Source organism: Novipirellula sp. (assembly GCF_041583735.1).
Lineage (GTDB): Bacteria > Planctomycetota > Planctomycetia > Pirellulales > Pirellulaceae > Novipirellula.
This window is the reverse complement of the sequence record NZ_JBFHFD010000037.1, coordinates 1-18,778: the sequence shown is the minus strand read 5'-3', so window position 1 is coordinate 18,778 and position 18,778 is coordinate 1. Positions and strand designations below refer to the sequence as shown.

Here is an 18,778-nt window from a genome sequence, read left to right as displayed (position 1 = left end):
TATGACAAAACATTTTGATGTCGCCGTCATCGGTGCTGGAATCGTGGGACTGGCGCATGCAATCGCAGCATCACGTCGTGGTTTGAGTGTCGTTCTGTTTGAGCGGTCGCATGTTGCCCAGGCCGCCTCGGTGCGAAATTTCGGCATGATTTGGCCGATTGGACAACCCGCTGGCGATCGTTACGAACTGGCCCTTCGTTCGCGTGAACTGTGGATCGAACTTCAGCAGCAAGGCGTGCTGGAACTTGAACCCTGCGGTTCGATCCACATCGCCAAACATCACGACGAATTGTCTGTATTGGAAGAGTTTGCGGAACTGGGGACGCACCAAGTCGAAATGCTAAAACCCGCCGAAGTCTTAAAGCGAGCGGGAATCGTCAACGGCGACGGTTTGTTGGGCGGCATGTACAGTCCGACTGAACTGCGAGTGGATCCGCGGACCGCATCGGCTCGGATCGCGGCGTGGCTGCAAGCCAGCGGGCGAGCGGAATGTCATTTCGACACCACGATCACGGATGTCAAAGAGGGGCATCTTCGCAGTTCCGCCGGCGATCATTGGATTGCCGACCGCATCGTGGTCTGTAGCGGCAGTGATTTACAAACCTTGTACCCCGAGTGTTTGGCCGAGTCCGGATTGAAATTGTGCAAGCTGCAGATGATGAAGGTGCAACAGGAACCGATCTCGACGATGTCGCCGCACATTGCCGGCGGATTGACGCTGCGGCACTATGCGTCGTTCACTCAGTGCCATTCGCTGGCGGCACTACAAGACCGAATTGCCACGAATCATCCCGAGCTGGACCGTTATGGGATCCACGTGATGGCATCTCCGTTTCGCTCGGGGCGGATTATTTTGGGGGATTCGCACGAATATGGCGACGCGATCACGCCGTTTAACAAACGCGAGATTGATGAATTGATGTTGCGAGAGCTACGCCACCTGATTTCGCTGCCCGATTGGACGATCTGCCAACGCTGGCACGGCGTGTACGCCAAGCATCCCACGTTACCGGTGTTTGAATCGCAACCCGACGAAGGCGTCCACGTGTTTGTTGGCACCGGCGGCGCCGGGATGACGATGTCACTCGGCTTGGCCGAACACTCCTGGCAACGCTGGCACGATCATTGACACACGCAGCGAAAGTCGTCAACGACTTTCGAGCGCGCTCCGCTTGGGGCCTAACGAAACGTCTACGCGTCGAAGTCCCTGGCCGACGAACGAGCAACATTGGCGGCCGATAGGTTGGCTTGGCTCTACGAACGCAAACCGCTCATCGGGCGACAGATGGAATTGGATCGCCCCAGGTAGTGATCGGAAACAACTTCGCCATTCAAGATTTGCGACAAATCACGCGGGTGAAGTATTTTCTCTGTAGTGGACGAGGGCAACGAGTCCCGCCGTGCCACACAGTCGCTCGAACACGTAGCCTCGTCCACGACCTCCAAAGCTGACGGTCGAGCTACGCGCACTCCAGTAACGCTCTAGTGGAACGGCCCAAACGCCACCGGAGGGTTCATGTCATTCGGTAAACATTTTAAAAGGACGAAGTTATTTCCGAACGGTTCGCTCCCGACGCCGGCGGTGGTCGGTTCTCGTCTTCACCACCGTTGGAGTCTCAGCACCACCGCTTGCTCCTACTTCGTTTGGCGGTTAAGAAATAAGCTGTCCAACAACTAGCTTTAGACAGAATTCCTAGCGAAAGGCCTGGCGAGTCGATCGAGGTTGGGCGGCTCGACTTGACGCTTGTGGAGGCAAAGCGTCAGGGCGTCTGAATCAACATGCCACTTTGAATACCCATTAGGAGGGATTGGTCTGTTGAGGTCACAAAGAGGCGATTAGTTGATCCAGCGTCTGGGCATATTACAGACTATTGGATCTTGACATAAACAAGATGGACAGCGGGTCTGCAATTCCATCGACAAGTCGCGACGCTTTTTACGCCGTTCCAGTTGTGTTGCCCGCCGACAAAGTAATGACCGAGTTTAGAAAGCTCGTCGATGATCTGATGTTGAATTGCAGAGTCCTGCATCGCAAGAACAACAACCTTCGCACGACCCGTGACCTGCTGCTCCCCAAACTGATCTCCGGCAAGCTGGACGTGGAAGACCTCGACATCGACTTGGGCATGACCGCCGAGGCATTGGAGGAGGCGACCGCATGAGCACCGTCACCTTAGTCCCGGCAGGGACGCCAGCGATTAGCCCACGGCGTCAGCCGTGGGAACACAATCCCCAATCGACTAACAAGCCCCAGCGGGGGCGACAGCGAGGTGTGACATCGGACGCACATACACATCGTTGACATATCATTTGATATTCAGCACCAAATATCGCCGCAAAACCATCCGACTGGATTTTCGCGAGCAACTCTATCAGTACATCGGCGGCATCATCCGCGAAAAAGAGGGCGTGCTGTTGGAAATCGGTGGAGTCGAAGATCACATTCATATTATGGCTGGGTTCCCGGCGACCATTTCCGTGTCCGATATGCTGAGATTCATCAAATCCAATTCATCGGGCTGGGTCAATGATACGATCAAGCCCATGGATAAATTCGCATGGCAGCCGGGTTATGGCGCATTCACCGTTAGCCATTCGCAGAAGCCAACGGTGCGTCGTTACATTCAAACTCAGGAACAGCATCATCAGAAGAAATCGTTTGAGATCGAATTCATCCAAATATTGGTAGCCCATGGAATCGAATACGACCCGAGATACGTTTTTGAGGAGGAGCATCATGGGTGAACGAGATTTGTTCGCTGCCGCCCCTCCGGGGCTTTGGTGTTTTGTTGTTTCCGAATCCCACGGCTCACGCCGTGGGCTAATCGCTTTCGCCACTCCGTGGCTGCAGGAGGCGACGGCATGAGTACCGACTACTCTGAAGACAAACTCGTCGAACAACCGGCCATCGCGCTGTTCTCGCAGATCGGTTACGACACGGCCAACTGCTTCTACGAAAAGGTTTCTTCCAGCGATTCGACACTGGGACGGGAAACCACCGAAGAGGTCGTATTGGTTCCCAAGCTGCGAAGTGCATTGCAGAAGCTGAATCCCGATCTGGACAGCGAAGCGATCAATCTGGCCATCGAGGAACTGACCCGTGATCGCGGGGCGATGAGTTTGGTGCAGGCAAATCGTGAGGTTTACAAGCTGCTCAAAGATGGCGTGAAGGTCGCTTTCGAGAACGACGAGGGCGAAGAGACCGACGAGACGGTTCGCATCATCGACTGGAACGATCCCGAGAACAACGACTTCTTTCTCGCCTCGCAGTTCTGGATCACATCACCGAGCGGTATTTACAAGAAACGCCCCGACCTGATCGGCTTCGTTAACGGTCTGCCTCTGATCTTCATCGAACTGAAGAAGAGCCACGGCAAGATCGAACACGCCTACAAGCACAACCTGAAAGATTACAAGACCACGATTCCTCAGGTCTTCTGGTACAACGCGCTGGTCATCCTGTCCAACGGCTCCCGCGCGAAGGTCGGCAGCATGACGGCAGGCTGGGAACATTTTGCCGACTGGAAACGCATCAACTCCGAAGGCGAACAGGGCGTCATTTCGCTCGAGACGCTGATCCGAGGCACCTGCGGCAAACAAGGGATGCAACAGAACGTATGACAGAGCCTAATTACAACTCACACTGGCAAAGTTTTTTGAACAACGCAGGCGGCGATTTATGGGAAAAACTTTGGGCGTCTGCTATCTGTACGATAGCGAGACATCAGTTGGAAGCGGAGGGTGTCGAACCTAGCGACGATTGGGAAGAAAGATTTGAGCATTACGAGGAAGCCGTGGAAGACATGGTGGAAAATCGTGTGCATCAATGGCTTTCGAGATCGATTCCTCACAACGCAAAGCTTGTAAACTGGCTGGGTGGATATGACTACTTTCAAGAATGGGAGGTGTCTTGGCGTGAGACCTTTTGTTTCGCTGGGGACGCTTGTCATTGTCCTGGCGACATCGCAGAGACTATGCGAACACGAATTCCAAGCTATGTGGCAACCGAGGAAGAAATTACAGAAGAAGTGGTCGAAGATTTCTTCGTCGAATGGAGAGCCCATTTTTTTCATCGCGTTGCTCAAGAAGCTGAAAAATCGAGCTAACGCAATTTGCTAATCATTCGGCGTGTCGGCGAAAATTGATTTCGGTAGGCTGTTGAGTTTTTTTGCATCACGAAGTCAGTGGATTTTCCGGTGCTGTTCGTTACGCTCAAACCACCGGCTAATTGCAAAAATCCCTATCGGGATGGGGCTGAAAAGGATGTGTAGGATAAATTGGACTCGCGTCTTCGGCGATTGTCCGCTTCGCTATCGCCCCTAAGAATCCTTTCAAAACTTGCGCGACCAAATCTTCGTGCGTCGTGCCATACCGACTTGCCGATTCGGATTTCCCGGTTCACTGCGTCAGATTATGGCCGGAGAATCGATCCGCATGTTTCAACATGACTCCTTGCAGACGATCGGTGCTCGCTGGCTGCCTGCGAGCGCCGAGCTCTGTCCGGTGGCTGAAAGTAACGCGGCGGTGTCACTGGCGACGTCATCGCTGCTGATACCAGACTTTCATGGCCACCCGCTAAGCAGCTCGGCAGAAGTCTTTCGGCATCGCGTCTCAAGGCGGCGAAGCTGCGAAACGTTGCCAAGGCTGCCGGCCTGGAGACCACTTCGAACCCAGGCTGGAAGCCTAGGCTACGTTTAGACAATCCGTTGAGCAAAACTGCTTGCTAACGGAAAAACCCGCGAAAGACTGGGGTCCTGCGGGTCTGGGTTCAACGCTTGTTCTGCCCTTAGCACGCCCAGTAGGCGTAGAACAATCGCCTCAAACACGGGGAAATACGAAAACTGGCGATCCGGCGGTGTCACTGGCGGTGTCATCGGCGCACCGGGGCGACGAAAAGACGATCGAGCTGATTACGATTTGGAATTCAATGAATGAAGCCGCGAAGGCCGATCTGCTCAACGTTGCGAGAGGACTGCAATCACATCAGAGAAGTGTCCCGCACGCTAACTAAGTGTCCAGCTAACCCCAGCGTGGGCGAATGGTGTTGGCGATAAAAACGGTCTAACCACGCCCACGAAACCTATCCGTGCCGTTGGATTACGAGCGGCGGCGAATCGAACTTAACATCAAGACGATCGAGCCACGCCGCCAAGATCAGCCCGAAGCCTCGCGACGGCTAGAGCATGGGCACGGCGGCAAGGAGGCCGCCGTATGACACCCGACGAGGGCATGGAAGCCAGTCGCAAGCGAAGGCAGGATGCCGTTAGCGCCGCGACCGAGCGAAGCGAGTCGTCGGTGTGAGTCGTCGTAGGCAAGCGATGGATTCGCGAAGCCGTCGAGCCCGTTGGATCGGCATGGGGGCCGTGAGCGATCCGAGGTGACATCAGGAGAGATGCGGCCGAACGGCGTCCGTGCCGGGCCAGCGCGGCGACACGACGACGAACCGAGGCATGGATGCCGATCAGGTCGGGCGAAGCCAGGATGGCGTAGCACCGCTAAATAGACGGGCGAGTGTGGCGAATCCGCTACCGCAAGGCATCGGCGAAGTGAAGCACCGCGGCGCAGTGAGGAACGAACAAGCGGCGATGCGAAGCGAAGTCCGATAGAAATGGCACGTTGATGCTGCGACAGCGACCAAACGGTGCGGCTGAGACCAATCGAGCGAAGTCAAGCCTACCGAAGCGAGGCACGAGCAAGGTTGGCGCAGGCGGAGCGGACCCTTGCGAGTGACGACCTCGCGATAACACTGAGGCCGCGGTGGATCTGCCAATGGCCACTGACAGCGACACGGAGTAGCGGCGTCCCTCGGCATGTGATCGGTCGTGGAATAAAAGTCAACTGATGAATAACGTTGTGTGTAAACAGAAGCTTAAATAAGTTTCAATGACACATGAATCATTGGGGCGGACGCGACTCTGCCACCGTGGCAGACATGGTCTCAGGGGGTGGGGTGGGTGTCCGGTCCCGTCCCCATTGCGCCCGCATGTCTATTAACATTGCTGAACGAACTTTTTTGAAATCAGTCAGTAGCGTCACATTGGGCAAGCCAGCACACTCCGTTGGGTTACTATCAGCAGCCTATAGGAAGCTTTTACTGTCCCGTGCCACGCTTCATCTGGAGTCTCACCATGTCGGAGAACGATGATACCGCGATTTGATTTGGTATCTGAATCTTTAATCGAACAATTTTATCGTCCACCTCAACTTCTGATTCGTGGAAGATGCGTGCGATTGGAAGGTCAAAAAACGTGTTTACTAGGGCGTTTCGATGATTGCTGAGAATATCGTGCGTTTCGTCAACCTCCATGAGTAGTTCATGACGCACATCGGCGTAAAACATAAGCGAGTCTTGTTCCTGGATGACACCCCATCGTCGGACATCAAACTTTGAAGCATTGTTATGTTCACTGGGGGTGTAAACCTCCGCCGCAGCAATAAGCACCGAATCCCTTTTTCTCATCGCGTCAACGATTTTTGCTGTTCGACTTTTGGAGTTGTAGCGTTGATTCAGGTGATTGGATGTGGGAGTATCTTCCCTGTCACGCACATCACAAACAATAATTTGACCAGTAGGCAGGATCTTTATTAAAGATCCATTAGGACCATGTTCCTGTAGAAGGAACGTGAGTGTTCCGTCAGGCAGTTCCTTCTTTTTGAACTGCATTCCAAACTGTACGGAAATAGCCTCAAGTGACGTAGCGATATTTTGCGTTTCATATTGACCTTGAAATACGATGATTGGATCACGTCGAAAACCGTTCGTTTTGTAAATCATTATCGTGTCTGTTGATTCAAGAAACTTCAGCAGAGCTGGTTTTTCGGGGATGCCGTCAAGTATTGACCTAAGTTCCTCGTCTTCGTGTAGTTTGAACTTTGTGTAGAGGTCAACTATTGAATCGCCTGCTGCTAGTTCAGTGACCACTTGAGATTGGCGAATTCGGACTAGATCAACAACGCATACGAAAGTTGATTGAGGGTTACTCAGGTCAGTGATGTCCGCTGAACGGCCATAAGGTTCTGAAATCACAATAAGTAGAACAGCGACTCCAAGGCGTGTCATGGCGGCGGTGCGAGCTTCAGGTTTACGTGTCATTTCTCTTAATCCCTGGTTTAGAAGCTTTGGTTCAGGCGAGTGACAGATCCAGAAATTTTCTTTTAGTCACGAGGAGTTATTCTACTCCCGATGAGGGGTGACGGGCGAGTGTGCCACCGTGGCAGACTCGCAACGTCTACCAATGCAATCGGCAAGAGGTGATAATCAAAGGGCGGCTAGGCTGATCCCCGAACCCCGAAACCCCTTCGGTTGCCGCTGTCTTTTTGATTACGGGGTGAACTGCTAATGGGGAAAGGCAGATGCAAGACAAGCCGCTAACCGAGCGTCAGCTGTCGACGCTATTCAAAACCGCTTGGAAGCACCGGGGCAAAGTTGAGTCGGAACCCGAGCATGCATACGTCAGCAAGACGGCAAATTGGTTTGCTCGCATGGTTACGCTTGAAGCGGAGCTAGCACGGCAAGCGAAAGCGAATCGGCTTACCGTGAACCAACGAATTGCGTTTGCGCTGCAAGACGACAAGACGAAACTTGATTGGTCGAAACGTGAGTGGGCGGAGCACCTGAGATGCAGTGAAAGCGCCGTGCAAAAAACAGAAATGTGGGCGGCCATGATGAGGATGCGTGAACAATCCCGTTTGGAGCATGGCAAGACGATGACTGATATTGTCTACCATGATGACGCTGGTCTAGAGTAGTGCCCCTGGGTGACCGCATGAAAAAAAACTAAGACGGAAAAAGACGGCAAATCCACAAGAAAGATATTGGTCCAAGGTGACTGAAACGCCATTGGTTGACACCTTTCCTTTTTCTAAAAGGCAGAAACCAATGACCAAAAATCAGACCGAGAACGGATCGCGGGTAGCCCTAATGGTGACACCGGCATATTTGGTGGCGATTGCCAGAGCGGCACACTTGGCGGGCGATACTGAGCTATCAAGAGTCTCACAGGCGGAACTACGCCAGCGATTCGGGATTCGTATTGCTTTTGATGCAGAGGCAAAATTGACGACCGGTAGCCGCCTGCTTGCGAAGCTGGAGGGCACCACCAATGGCTGATCTATCCATCACTGCCTCTATGAGTCCCGAGGACAGAGCAGCTATCGTCGCTGACCTAGTGGCGGCAATGCGTCCGCTCTTGGCTGAGGCACAGGAGCCGCGTCTAGTCGACGGCGATCGCATGGCCAAGTTGGTTGGCGTATCGCGTCCGATGATCGACCGGCTACGTGCTAGGGATGTCATTCCATCGGTGATGGTTGGGCGTTGCCGTCGCTACCGTCCTGATGCGGTTATTGATGCGCTTGAGAGTCAGGAGGACGCTACCGATGTCTAGTGCTCTACAGACGCCGATTGACAAGCTATGTGAGGCGATGCGGCAAGACAGCTGCTATGTAGAGCTAGACGCTAATGGCCGTCTCATATTCACTGGGAACGATTCGGATAAATGGCGAATCCAGCTTGAGGGCAGAGAAAGCGAGTTGGCCTGGTTTTTGGGGGCTGCTAATGCGGAGGACCTGCCATCGTTTGAAGACCAACAGATGCGGGACCTGATGCAACACTACGGCATCGAACAGCCTTGGACCAGCAAGGAGCTTGACGATGCAAAAATCAATACAACATTTCTTGTCAATGAAGTTTTGGTAGCTGGACAACATGCCGTGATTGCTGGGGCGTCCAAGTCGATGAAGACAAGTGTAGCAATTGACTTGGCTTTGTCTCTTGGTAAAGCCGAGCGATTCCTGAGGAAGTTTTGGGTTCCTCAGGCAAAACGGGTACTGTTTCTTTCCGCTGAATCAGGAGAAAGCACAATTCAAGAGACTGCACGACGTGTAGCCGAGTCGAAAGGCTTTTCGTTGTGCGAGTGTGTGAACGTGTCATGGGGCTTTTGGGTTCCTAAAGCACGGAACTCGGAACAACTTCGGATACTCGAATATCAGATTGAACAATCAGGGGCGGAGGTGGTTGTCATTGATCCGCTATACCAAGTGCTTGACGGCGAAGACATGACCAATCTTTCAATGAACGGTGCGCAGCTTCAAGAGGTTGTACAGCACTGCAAGCGTTGGAACGCAACGGCGGTTCTTGTCGATCACGTCAAACGTAGTTCGAGCAACGCGAACACTTTGCAGCCTCTTGAGCTGAATGATGTATCAGGGGCTGGAAAAGCCGAATTTTTTAGACAGTGGCTCTTAATCGGAAGACGCGAGCGATTCAATCCAGATCATCCTTTGCATCGATTATGGCTGACGGTTGGAGGATCGGCTGGGCACTGCGGGCTTTATGCTCTGGATATCGACGAGACGCGAGACGATGCGACGGGGACCAGACAATGGGCCCTTGCAATCGAGCAAGGTTCAGAAGTGAGGGCAATTGATGCCGAAGCACGAGCAGCAAAGCAAGCCGCCAAGAAAGAGGACGAAACCAAAGCAAGGTTGGAACGGAACGTTCAAAAGATTCGAGACACGTTCACGACCAGCGAACCTTGGACGAAGCGGAAAATACGCGACCATGCAGGGTTGAGTGGTGATAGCGTAGGCCCGGCAATTGCCCGATTGATGCAACTCGGGGAACTGGAAGAAAGCAAGATGAAGACGAGATATCCGTCTTTTCAATGGACGAGAAAAGCGCCGATCAACGATTAACCAAGCCTGCGAACTTAACCAACGTGGGAGAAGCGGGACAACTGGGACCAAAAGAGCTTATCCCACCTAGAGCACACAGAGTGGGACAGGGACTATTTATATAGTCCCGTCCGTACCGCTTGTGTGTGTGCCGTCCGATCACTGGGACACCTTGCAGGTCTTGTCCCGCTTCAACTGTGGAGAAAAACAGATGTCGAGAAAACGACAGTTGCCAAAAGACGATTCAACTGCCCTGGGGGGCAATACCTGCTTCATTTACCGATGCGCCAAAGAGTTTGCTGCGTGGGCAGATGAGTGCCACAGTGGCGATTCGTTAATTGAATTAAGATCAGTCAAGCAGGCCTCTCTATGTGCTGAGGATATTCGTCTAGGTAGGCATGCGCGCACGTTTCCTGACCGCGTACATTAGATGCCCGATATTTTCAGTTGGCGATTATGTTTTGAAATTCCGACGGCGTCGCGGTAACGTAACTTCGCCACGGCTAGGTTTAGCGGCTGAAAACCGGTTCCCATGACCGGCCCGCCGTGGTTCTTCTATCAATCATGGGGTCAACTGATGGAGTTGTATCGATGGCTAGTTTACGTAAAGAGTCCGACCGCGGGCGTACAGGTTGGCGGTTGCAGTTTAGGAATGATGGTAAGCGGTGTTCGTTGTGGCTTGGCGCCATGAGCAAGAGAGGCGCTGACACGGTAGCACGGCATGTCGAGGAGCTAGTCAGGGCGAATGCGGCAAACGTTGCACCTGGAGCTGAGGCGGCTAAGTGGGCGAACGGCGTCGACGAAAGGATTTACAAGTCCCTCGTGAAGTGGGGACTCGTAGAGCCACGCGTTGTCGTTGAGTCCGAGGACCGCTTCTGCGGCACCTTCTTTGAACGATTGATTCAGGAAAAGTGGGAAGGTCGCACCGCACGAAACTACCGCCAAGGGGCGAAGTCGTTTGTTGAGCACTTCGGTGCCGAGCGGACATTGGCATCCATTACCGCCGTTGATTTTGAAAAATGGCATCGTTGGATGCCTCAGAATGGTTTGGCCCAGTCGACCGCGAACAAGCGAGGCAAGATGGTTCGCACCATGCTAAAAGAAGCGGTGCGGCGGAAGATCATTGCCACGAACCCAGGCGCGGAAACCAAGATCGGTGGTGAAGTAAACCGAGATCGGGACCACTACGTCAGCCGTGCAGATGCCATCAAGATTCTTCAGAAGTGCGACACAGAGTGGGCGTTGATCTTCGGGCTATGTCGATATGCAGGTTTCCGTTGTCCCAGCGAGGTTACGACGCTGCGGTGGTCCGACATTCAATGGGAGGACAACCGGCTGCGGATCGATTCACCTAAGACCGGGCTAAGGTTCTGCCCGCTTTTCCCGGAGCTACGCCCAATCCTTGAGACGGCAGCCACCGTGGCTGGAGAGCAGGCGTTGATGCACAATCACCGATGTGTCCAGACTCACCGCGACAGCGAGAGCAATCTGCGGACGCAGCTTCACCGAATCGTCGAAGCGGCAGGACTCGTGCCGTGGCAGAAGTGCTTTGTCAATCTTCGCGCCTCGTGCCGTACCGACTTGTCCGACCGGTTCCCCGATCACTGCGTGAACTCCTGGCTTGGGCAATCGAGCCGTATAGCCGAGCGTCACTATCTACAGACGACCGATGCTCACTGGGAACGCGCGATTAACGAAGCGGCCCCATCGGCTGACAAAGATACGGCGGTGTCCCGCGGTGTCAATGGCGGTGTCATCTCTGCCGATACCGACCAATCAGAGCCACTCACTACCAATGAAAAAGCCCGTAAAACACGGGGTTCTATAGGTTCGGGATCAACGCTGATTTTGCCATTAGCACGCCCAGTAGGATTCGAACCTACGACCTGTTGATTAGAAGTCAACTGCTCTATCCAACTGAGCTATGGGCGCGAGTGCGTGTTTGAAACCGTTGCTTCGAAAGCACCGACTCGAAAACACCGCGGAATTCTAACCACTTGCGACACAGATTCCCACGCCCCAAGTTCGGCAAAATTTTCCGGCGAACAAAACGCAGACTACTCGCTCTTTTTGCCTGTTTCGATCAATTCCTTGATCTTGGCGTGGATCTCCTTCGCCGTCGCTTCCCCCGCCCCCGTTTTGATGAATTGCACGACGCCTTCGCGGTCAATCAGCACCACATGCGGAATCCCACGCACCCCATATTCGCTCGGCATCTCGCTCTCTTTGGGGGTCACCAGCACGGGATGTTGCAAATTGTGATGCTCCAAAAATTTCGCAATCGCAAATCGCTCGGTCGGCGGTGAAACCTCGTCCTTGGATCGTGACGCCTGTGACTTTTCCTCGTCCCAGTCGAAATTGTAGTACTGCGTCACCCCGACAATCTCGAATCCCTGGTCCGCGAACTCTTTCCGCCACTCGCGTAAATGCGGGAACGTGGCAATACACGGACCGCACCACATTGCCCAAAAGTCCAACAAAACCACTTTGCCTTGCAGTGATGCTTGCGTCGTCTGCGAGGTATCGACCCAAGCGTCGACATCCCACGGGGGTGCGGGTTTGCCAATCAAACGATCCACCGGTTTCACCGCAGCGATCCGTTCTCGATGCAGATCCAATCGACGAAGTATCGCTCGGACCGAACTGTTTCGCACCGCGATCGAACTCAATTTGTCCGCAACCTCTTTGATCCGTTTGCCCATTGCATCGGGATCGTCTTGCCGCCACTGAGTGATCAACATGTACTGCGTCTCGGCGTAATCGCTCTGGATCGCTGCGGAAGCCGGGTAGGTGTCCAGCGCCACCGTCACCGTTTCGTCTAACCGCGTGATGAACTTTTCACGCCACGCGTCGTTCTCTCGGTCCGCGGTCGTCAGACTCCGCAGCATGCGAACCAGCGTGATCATCGTTTCTTCGTCGGCATCCTCCGACGCGTTTGCCGCATCGAGTTTCTCGAGCACCGATTGGACAAGCGTATTGGCGTCACCCTGATGCTCATCCGCGACGAGAAAATGAGCCTTCATGACCACCAATTGAGAGAGCGGCAACAGCGGCGTTTGCTGGTCCTGTAAACCAGCGGAACTGAGCGTTTCAATGCCGCGATCGATCGCGGCTTTCAAATCCGCGTCATCCCCGGATTCTCGCGTCAGATCTTGAATACTTTGCACCGTCATCAAGATCCCGAATTGATTGGCGGGTTTTCCGCTGTGCTTGCACTGAAATTCGAGCAGCTTTTCGAACTGCGCCGTCGCCTCTTTGTACTTTCGCTGTTCGATAAAACGCGTCGCGACGGTGTGTCGCAGGATGTTCAGATCCTCGGATTCGGGATCCTTGGCAATCTGTGATTCCAAGTAATTCGCCGCGTCAGCGAGGTTCTCATCCATTCGCTCTCGCAGATCATTCAGTTGCTCGCGGAACGTGTCGACCGGTGCGGCATCATCGGCATGGCTGGAACTACAAAACAGAAACGCGACCGCAAGCGTGAACGCGATTGCGGTGAATCTGGCGGTCGAATTGGGAAACAGTCTCATTTCCAGTCCTTGTTTCGGGGTGGCGGTTGTCGTTTTCCTGTTTCGATCGAGCACGTGACTATGATAACGGTCATGGGACCCAAGAATCAGTCGAGTGCGAAAGAATTTCAGCTCCCGTTCCCTCCTTTTTTCAGCTCCCGAGCGATCGCGTGCCCCGTTGGGCATCGTGTCGCAATCCAGTATCGTGTGTTCGGGGGTTGCCTGACAACACTCGAAAGGCATGCCGAGAATCATGCCTTTGTTTTTTCTACTTGTTCGAGCGATCGCGATGCACGAGAAACACAAACCGTTGCCGATACCGCAGGCAGCGGAACACGATCCCAAGGCGATCGAGATGTTTCGCGGCTGGATTGCCGAGGGGGCCCTGCACTGCGAATTGAACGTGGGGCATTGGCACAAGGGAACCGATACCGATGAACGTCAAGCATGGGGTGTGATCTTGGCCGATTTGGCTCGCCAGATCGCGAAATCGCTCGAAAAGACCACCGGCATGGATCAAAGCATCTCGTTACAACGAATACTGCAATCGTTTGCCGCTGATTTTGAGAGCCCCGAGGTTGAACAGGTCGAAACGGACGATCACACGACCGTCGACGAATCCGAAGAAACCTAGTCTCTTGTCAGCGGTTTCAACAGGTGAGGGTGGTAAGCGAAGTCACGCCTGATCTTCGAAATCACAGACCGAAGTCGTGAAAACCGTTGTCTTGAAAACGGACCATCAATCGGATCAGTCCCGCTTGATTTTCGACTCCGAGTTTTCGCATCCCCGAGTTACGTCGATTCTCGATCGTTTTGTCGGAGACATCAAGGATTTTTGCCATGTCCTTGACCGATTCGCCTTTGGCGACCAGCACGGCCACTTTCTTTTCGCGGTCATCGAGTCGCACAAATTGTTCCCAGACGCGTGCGAGGTCTAGTAAACGCAGCGCCCCTGGGTTTTCAGTCTGCACTTCGACGATGCGTGTTACCCCTAAAATCGCCGCACGCGTGTGACCGCTGCCAAGCAGTGACCGCTTGATCGTTCGCAGCAACAGCATGCGTCCGTGTTGATCACGCCCGAGGTGTTCAAAGTCAACACTTGTGCAGCCTTGCATGATCAACGCATCCGAACTGGCCGAAACCGGCTTGATCGTTTCATTCAAGTAGTCCGAACTGAACCGGCCCACCGAGCTAACGTCTCCGGCGAAGGTGTGCTCATAGGCCTTGTTCGCAACCAACATCTGTCCGTCGGCGGATTTGATGTAGATCGGGTCGTGCCAAGAATCAATCAACGTGTTTAGCGGGTTGCGTGAGCGGATCGCGCCCACAATATCCTTCACGAGCTGGCCCACTTCGGCCTGGAACGAGGTTTCGTTAATGTGCGGAATCAATGTGCTGCTGGAGGATGGCATCGAACTGTCTCATTTATCGAAAGCAAAGAAAAGTAACAAGATAAGAAGAAGCAATGAGTCGCTAGCAATGTTGGACCGCCAAAAAAAAATGTCCCAAACATGCCATAAATATTTGTATCTTCACAAATGTTGTAGCGACGCCTCTGTGGCGTCGAAACACCCCTTGGGTGAGGATGATGCGCAACAACCATCCTCTACACTCTAAGTATCGCACATTTCGCTTCTGGTATGGGACAGTTTTTTCTAGATACAGAAAAATGCGGGTTCGCGCATCGAGGCGTTATCGCGTCAGCGGCGACCGTGAAAAGCGGCAATTCCGCGAAATAGTGCGTGATTCGCGATAGAAAAGAGCAACTCCGACAGCCGATTTCGGTTCGGGAATGTCGGAGTGGTTAACGCGAAATTTCAGAGAAGAATTCGGTTTCTGGCAGGACAATACCGCCCGGCGTACGTACTTCGGCAAAATGTACCGCTGAATTACGCCGTGCCCCCCCGCGACACTCTTCGGAAAGCCGAGTACGGGTGTGATACCTCGACGGGTGCGAAAGGCTTGGTTTGCGACGGCCCCTCAAGCAAACAGTTTTGCGATCGGGTTGCCGTTGTCGGTGACAGGGACCGGGCGATCGCCGTCGTACAAATATTTGCCGTAGTCGATGCCGACGGCGGCACAGATGGTGGCAAAGAAATCGGGAACACTGACCGGATCGGCGACGATTTTTTTGCTCAGTTCGTCGGTTTCGCCGTAAGCCCCACAATGGCTCAACCCGCCGCCGGCAAGCACACACGAGAACGCGCGGCCTTGATGCCCGCGGCCTCCTGCACTGTCAAACTCCGGCGGACGTCCAAACTCAGTCGTGATCACGATCAATGTCTTGTCGGCCAATCGCTTCTCTTTCAAATCAATCATCAAAGCCGAAACGGCGGTGTCGAGTTCACGAATCAATTCGTGCTGATTCAAGATCCCTTCGTTGTGAACATCCCAGCCTGCGCCGTTGAGGAAATTTAAGTTGTGCGAGACTTCGATAAAACGGACGCCACGTTCAATCAAACGGCGACTCAATAGACATCGCTGTCCAAATTCGCCGCCGTATCGGTTCCGCAGACCATCGGGTTCCTGGGTCAATTGAAACGCACGATTGAAATCGGGGCCACTCAGTTTCAGACTTTGCTTGATGGCGTCCTCGTAATCACGCACCCGGCGATCGGTGATTGCATTGGCGTCGCCCCCGATGTTTGCCAAAAATCGCTCGCGTCGAGATTGGCGTTGCTCTGTAATCTCAGGCGGCCGCGACAATCCAGCAGGGCCTTGGCTAGTGTCGGTCAAATACAGGTAACCGCTATTGGCACCCAAGAAACCTGGCCCCCGCGTGACATTCGGGTAGCCGATCAACACGTACGGGGGTGCACCGTCGGACGCGGCGCCGCGTTGGTTGGCCACAATCGAACCGAGTGACGGATACAGCACGGTTCCCGTCACCGCTCGCCCGGTGTGCATGCGATTGGTGGCTGCGGCATGTTCATCAATCACTTCGTGGTTGACCGTTCGCACGGCGGTCACGTGGTCCATCAGCGGAGCAAGCTGTTGTAAATGTTCGCAGACTTGTACGCCTGGTACGGCCGTGTCCACCGCGGCGTAGTACGATCCCGCTTTCTTGGCAGCCGGATCCCCTTGTCGTTTGGGATCAAACGTATCGATTTGCCCCATCCCACCACCGAGCCAAATTGAGATGACATGTTCGGCGTTGCCTTGGATCAGCGGACTCGCCGACGACGCGGCAGCCGCACGAGGCAGCAAGAGCCCGCCCGCCGCTGCACCGATCGCAGCAAGACTTTGACGACGACTAAAACACAGCGAGGATGGATCGGAATTCATAGCAGGTCGCAGTTTTGAGGTTTGTTTCAGGCGGGATGAAAGGGGGAAACGCTTCGGCACGAACAACGGTCTGGGATAAAAGAATCATCACCCGAAGCGTCAGCGAGGGACCGAGTCATAATCGAGTTTCCCTTGCTGACGCATCGGGTTGTGAAAAACACGACAACGAGGGACTTCTTGTGATTGGGTTGCGGCAACCGGAAAATGGGAATGCCGTCGTGGAACTTGCAAAAGGTCCTCACCCAGCATCATGGCACCCAGACAAATTCACGGTGGTTGATCAGACTCCAAACAAGATCTTCGTACACGCAGCGCCAATCCGCACTGATTCGCGGGTCCGCTGGCGGTCCCAAGCTTACCCGTCGCTCGAGCTCTTGTTGGATCGTGTTGGTTTCTGCACGTAAATGGTTGAACCAAGTGACTTGGGGCAGCGGCGGCAACGGATCGGGGGACTGCACTTGTTCTTGCCGAACGAGACGTTTTTCGAAGCCTACGCTTAGTTCACTGGCGAATGCTTGCCGTTCCTGAGTGGTGGGGGGTCGACACAGAAATCGCAAAAACAAAAGGTGGACAAGCGAATCAGGCGACGGGGCCTCGATCGCCAACTGGCTCAGTTCGCTGCCGACCGAAGCGCGGCTGAGCGACATTGCCAGCGTCCCGTTGGACAAAATGCCTGGTTGCAACACGTTGGGGTCGGTGTCGCGAACACTGATCGGTTTTTGCCGAGATCCGTTCCATCCGAACGCTTGCAACACATCCGTGACCGCCCGAGCGCTCGGTAGCGACAAACTCGGTCGATCCCGCTCGTTATTCAAACTGGCAAACATCCAGGCCCGCTTCGGGACGCCCATCGATTGGCGTTTTCCGATCGGACGCTGCCCGTCATGGACAAAAGTCAATTCCCCGACGTTCATCTCACTGCCACACGCGACATGCAGTGAATCCACAACCTGTTCGGCCGTCAGCCGGCGCCGATCGGGCGAGCTAAAGAACCGCTGTTCGGCATCCGCAGCAAGGTTCTGACCGAGTGCTTGGCGTTGGTAAGTTTTCGACGTCATGATCTGCCGCATGACGACTCGGATGTCATAACCGCGGGTGATCCATTGGTGAACCATCCACTCCAACAGCTCAGGGTGACTTGGCGACTGCCCCTCCCAATCGCTGACCGGTTCAACGAGCCCAGCCCCCATCAATTGTTTCCAGATGCGATTGACCATGACTTGTCCGAAGCGGCGGTTTTGTGGCGAGGTCATCAGCACCGCCAACCGTTCGCGTGAATCGCTCGGGTCCATCATCAAGGAATTGATTTGATCGCTATCTTCGATCCCGATCAAATTGCCCAGCGGCCACTCGGGACGGATCGATTCATTCGGTTTCAGCGTGACTCGGATCAGCGATTCGCGTCCCTTCATTTCAAAAAAGGCGTCGGGAACGCGGCTGGTCTTGGGCACCTGAACGGTTTTTCGTTCTAGCATCGCTGCGAGCGAATACAGATCACGTTGCGACGTCGAGTGATAGGGTGAATCGTGGCACCGTGCACATTGCAATTCGACCCCCAAGAACGCCCCGGCCAAAATGTTCGCCTTTTCGGCATAGGGTGCGTCGCTCTCGCCCGACAATCGAAATCCGGCGCTACCGCCCGTGTCGGGGCTGCCTCGCATCATGACGAGCTCGGTGATCATACGGTCAATCGGCTTGTTGTCACGCAGCGAGTCATACAGGAACCAGCGAAACGGCCCCGTACTGCCCATCGATTGATTCAGCAGTGTGGGGTTCTCGGCTAACAAATCCTGCCACAGGCTGATCCAATGATCGGCCATTCGTTCATCGTTCAGCAGATGGTCGATCAATCGTTCGCGTTTGTCGGCACGTGTATCGTCAAAGAATTGCTGTGCTTCCGCCATGGTGGGAGGCACTCCTACCGTGTCCAAATACACGCGGCGAAGGAACGATTGGTCGTTAACAACCGCTGGCGGGGTGAGACGCTCGGCATCGACCGGGGCCGCCGGCCACGCTGCCCCGTCGCGAATCCACTGTTCCAACGTTGAAATCTGCTGTTCGCTCAACCCGGTGTCGGTCGGCGGCATTGCGCCACTGCGAATCTGCGAGATCAACTCACTCGCCTCGGGATCGCCCGGGACGACCGCAGGTAATTCGGATTCGCCCGCCAACAACGCCGCTTCACGCGAGTTCAGTTTCAATCCGCCCTTATCCTTTTCGCCGTGACATCGAAAACACTGTTCGCGAAGAATGGGCAACACGTTGCCGTGAAAATGTGCCGTGACGTTGCTGTCACTTTTTGCAGCTTCCTC

General features: G+C 54.3%; 18 protein-coding genes and 1 tRNA gene. 13 read left to right on the top strand and 6 right to left on the bottom strand.

What is annotated here, in order from left to right; genetic code table 11:
• The first annotated feature begins 1 nt into the window (after position 1).
• The 7 genes from ABX962_RS05175 to ABX962_RS05145 all read left to right on the top strand — a co-directional run bounded on the left by ABX962_RS05175 (position 2) and on the right by ABX962_RS05145 (position 5,606).
• Positions 2 to 1,129, top strand: a complete 1,128-nt coding sequence (locus ABX962_RS05175) for a TIGR03364 family FAD-dependent oxidoreductase (RefSeq protein WP_372717263.1) — start codon at positions 2 to 4, stop codon at positions 1,127 to 1,129.
• Between the two features lie 844 nt (positions 1,130 to 1,973).
• Complete coding sequence (locus ABX962_RS05170) at positions 1,974 to 2,162, top strand: hypothetical protein (RefSeq protein WP_372717261.1); 189 nt, start codon at positions 1,974 to 1,976, stop codon at positions 2,160 to 2,162.
• A 136-nt stretch (positions 2,163 to 2,298) separates the two neighbouring features.
• On the top strand, positions 2,299 to 2,745 hold the full coding sequence (tnpA, locus tag ABX962_RS05165) for an IS200/IS605 family transposase (RefSeq protein WP_372717259.1): 447 nt from the start codon (positions 2,299 to 2,301) through the stop codon (positions 2,743 to 2,745).
• 117 nt (positions 2,746 to 2,862) lie between these two features.
• Positions 2,863 to 3,621 (top strand): type I restriction endonuclease, encoded by a 759-nt coding sequence (locus ABX962_RS05160; RefSeq protein WP_372717257.1) that lies wholly within the window; start codon positions 2,863 to 2,865, stop codon positions 3,619 to 3,621.
• Entirely contained in the window at positions 3,618 to 4,106 is a 489-nt protein-coding gene (locus ABX962_RS05155) for a hypothetical protein (RefSeq protein ID WP_372717255.1), read from the top strand. The genes ABX962_RS05160 and ABX962_RS05155 overlap by 4 nt, the downstream gene beginning before the upstream one ends.
• 980 nt (positions 4,107 to 5,086) lie before the next feature.
• A complete protein-coding gene (locus ABX962_RS05150; RefSeq protein WP_372717254.1) occupies positions 5,087 to 5,215 on the top strand; it encodes a hypothetical protein in 129 nt (42 codons plus the stop codon).
• 235 nt (positions 5,216 to 5,450) lie between these two features.
• The gene (locus tag ABX962_RS05145; RefSeq protein WP_372717252.1) at positions 5,451 to 5,606 is read left to right on the top strand and encodes a hypothetical protein; all 156 of its coding nucleotides are present in this window, start codon (positions 5,451 to 5,453) and stop codon (positions 5,604 to 5,606) included.
• A gap of 485 nt (positions 5,607 to 6,091) precedes the next feature.
• Here ABX962_RS05145 and ABX962_RS05140 read toward each other — a convergent pair whose 3' ends face one another.
• Positions 6,092 to 7,093, bottom strand: a complete 1,002-nt coding sequence (locus ABX962_RS05140; RefSeq protein ID WP_372717250.1) for a hypothetical protein — start codon at positions 7,091 to 7,093, stop codon at positions 6,092 to 6,094.
• Between the two features lie 260 nt (positions 7,094 to 7,353).
• Here ABX962_RS05140 and ABX962_RS05135 point away from each other — a divergent pair, with 260 nt between their 5' ends.
• From ABX962_RS05135 to ABX962_RS05115, 5 genes are all read left to right on the top strand, one after another.
• The gene (locus tag ABX962_RS05135; protein WP_372717248.1) at positions 7,354 to 7,749 is read left to right on the top strand and encodes a hypothetical protein; all 396 of its coding nucleotides are present in this window, start codon (positions 7,354 to 7,356) and stop codon (positions 7,747 to 7,749) included.
• Between the two features lie 76 nt (positions 7,750 to 7,825).
• The gene (locus ABX962_RS05130) at positions 7,826 to 8,110 is read left to right on the top strand and encodes a hypothetical protein (RefSeq protein ID WP_372717247.1); all 285 of its coding nucleotides are present in this window, start codon (positions 7,826 to 7,828) and stop codon (positions 8,108 to 8,110) included.
• The gene (locus ABX962_RS05125) at positions 8,103 to 8,384 is read left to right on the top strand and encodes a helix-turn-helix domain-containing protein (RefSeq protein ID WP_372717245.1); all 282 of its coding nucleotides are present in this window, start codon (positions 8,103 to 8,105) and stop codon (positions 8,382 to 8,384) included. Before ABX962_RS05130 ends, ABX962_RS05125 begins: the two co-directional genes overlap by 8 nt.
• 37 nt (positions 8,385 to 8,421) lie before the next feature.
• On the top strand, positions 8,422 to 9,693 hold the full coding sequence (locus tag ABX962_RS05120; protein ID WP_372717243.1) for an AAA family ATPase: 1,272 nt from the start codon (positions 8,422 to 8,424) through the stop codon (positions 9,691 to 9,693).
• 801 nt (positions 9,694 to 10,494) lie between these two features.
• Positions 10,495 to 11,565: a tyrosine-type recombinase/integrase gene (locus tag ABX962_RS05115; RefSeq protein ID WP_372717242.1), complete on the top strand. Its 1,071-nt coding sequence runs from the start codon at positions 10,495 to 10,497 to the stop codon at positions 11,563 to 11,565.
• On the opposite strand, the gene ABX962_RS05110 is transcribed toward ABX962_RS05115, so the two are convergent.
• Together ABX962_RS05110 and ABX962_RS05105 are read right to left on the bottom strand one after the other, a co-directional pair.
• A tRNA-Arg gene (locus tag ABX962_RS05110) sits at positions 11,531 to 11,604 on the bottom strand. The genes ABX962_RS05115 and ABX962_RS05110 overlap by 35 nt on opposite strands.
• A gap of 125 nt (positions 11,605 to 11,729) precedes the next feature.
• Positions 11,730 to 13,202: a TlpA family protein disulfide reductase gene (locus ABX962_RS05105; RefSeq protein WP_372717240.1), complete on the bottom strand. Its 1,473-nt coding sequence runs from the start codon at positions 13,200 to 13,202 to the stop codon at positions 11,730 to 11,732.
• A gap of 232 nt (positions 13,203 to 13,434) precedes the next feature.
• On the opposite strand from ABX962_RS05105, the gene ABX962_RS05100 reads away from it, so the two are divergent.
• Positions 13,435 to 13,815, top strand: coding sequence for a DUF5076 domain-containing protein (locus ABX962_RS05100; protein WP_372717238.1), 381 nt, complete (start codon positions 13,435 to 13,437; stop codon positions 13,813 to 13,815).
• A 61-nt stretch (positions 13,816 to 13,876) separates the two neighbouring features.
• Here the strand turns inward: ABX962_RS05100 and ABX962_RS05095 are convergent, their stop codons facing one another.
• The 3 genes from ABX962_RS05095 to ABX962_RS05085 form a co-directional block, all read right to left on the bottom strand.
• Positions 13,877 to 14,593 carry a helix-turn-helix transcriptional regulator gene (locus tag ABX962_RS05095; RefSeq protein WP_372717236.1) on the bottom strand — a complete coding sequence of 239 codons (717 nt, stop codon included), beginning with the start codon at positions 14,591 to 14,593 and terminating at the stop codon, positions 13,877 to 13,879.
• Positions 14,594 to 15,161: 568 nt separating this feature from the next.
• Positions 15,162 to 16,466 (bottom strand): DUF1501 domain-containing protein, encoded by a 1,305-nt coding sequence (locus ABX962_RS05090; RefSeq protein WP_372717234.1) that lies wholly within the window; start codon positions 16,464 to 16,466, stop codon positions 15,162 to 15,164.
• Positions 16,467 to 16,714: 248 nt separating this feature from the next.
• Positions 16,715 to 18,778, bottom strand: a 2,064-nt coding sequence (locus ABX962_RS05085; protein WP_372717232.1) for a DUF1553 domain-containing protein, incomplete at its 5' end; no start/stop codon positions are given.

Coding starts and splice junctions, on each gene's coding strand:
- ABX962_RS05090 (WP_372717234.1), bottom strand. CDS start 16,466: ATGAATTCCGATCCATCCTCGCTGTGTTTTAGTCGTCGTCAAAGTCTT.
- ABX962_RS05135 (WP_372717248.1), top strand. CDS start 7,354: ATGCAAGACAAGCCGCTAACCGAGCGTCAGCTGTCGACGCTATTCAAA.
- ABX962_RS05125 (WP_372717245.1), top strand. CDS start 8,103: ATGGCTGATCTATCCATCACTGCCTCTATGAGTCCCGAGGACAGAGCA.
- ABX962_RS05160 (WP_372717257.1), top strand. CDS start 2,863: ATGAGTACCGACTACTCTGAAGACAAACTCGTCGAACAACCGGCCATC.
- ABX962_RS05140 (WP_372717250.1), bottom strand. CDS start 7,093: ATGACACGTAAACCTGAAGCTCGCACCGCCGCCATGACACGCCTTGGA.
- ABX962_RS05105 (WP_372717240.1), bottom strand. CDS start 13,202: ATGAGACTGTTTCCCAATTCGACCGCCAGATTCACCGCAATCGCGTTC.
- ABX962_RS05170 (WP_372717261.1), top strand. CDS start 1,974: ATGACCGAGTTTAGAAAGCTCGTCGATGATCTGATGTTGAATTGCAGA.
- ABX962_RS05145 (WP_372717252.1), top strand. CDS start 5,451: ATGGATGCCGATCAGGTCGGGCGAAGCCAGGATGGCGTAGCACCGCTA.
- ABX962_RS05100 (WP_372717238.1), top strand. CDS start 13,435: ATGCCTTTGTTTTTTCTACTTGTTCGAGCGATCGCGATGCACGAGAAA.
- ABX962_RS05095 (WP_372717236.1), bottom strand. CDS start 14,593: ATGCCATCCTCCAGCAGCACATTGATTCCGCACATTAACGAAACCTCG.
- ABX962_RS05155 (WP_372717255.1), top strand. CDS start 3,618: ATGACAGAGCCTAATTACAACTCACACTGGCAAAGTTTTTTGAACAAC.
- ABX962_RS05175 (WP_372717263.1), top strand. CDS start 2: ATGACAAAACATTTTGATGTCGCCGTCATCGGTGCTGGAATCGTGGGA.
- ABX962_RS05120 (WP_372717243.1), top strand. CDS start 8,422: ATGCGGCAAGACAGCTGCTATGTAGAGCTAGACGCTAATGGCCGTCTC.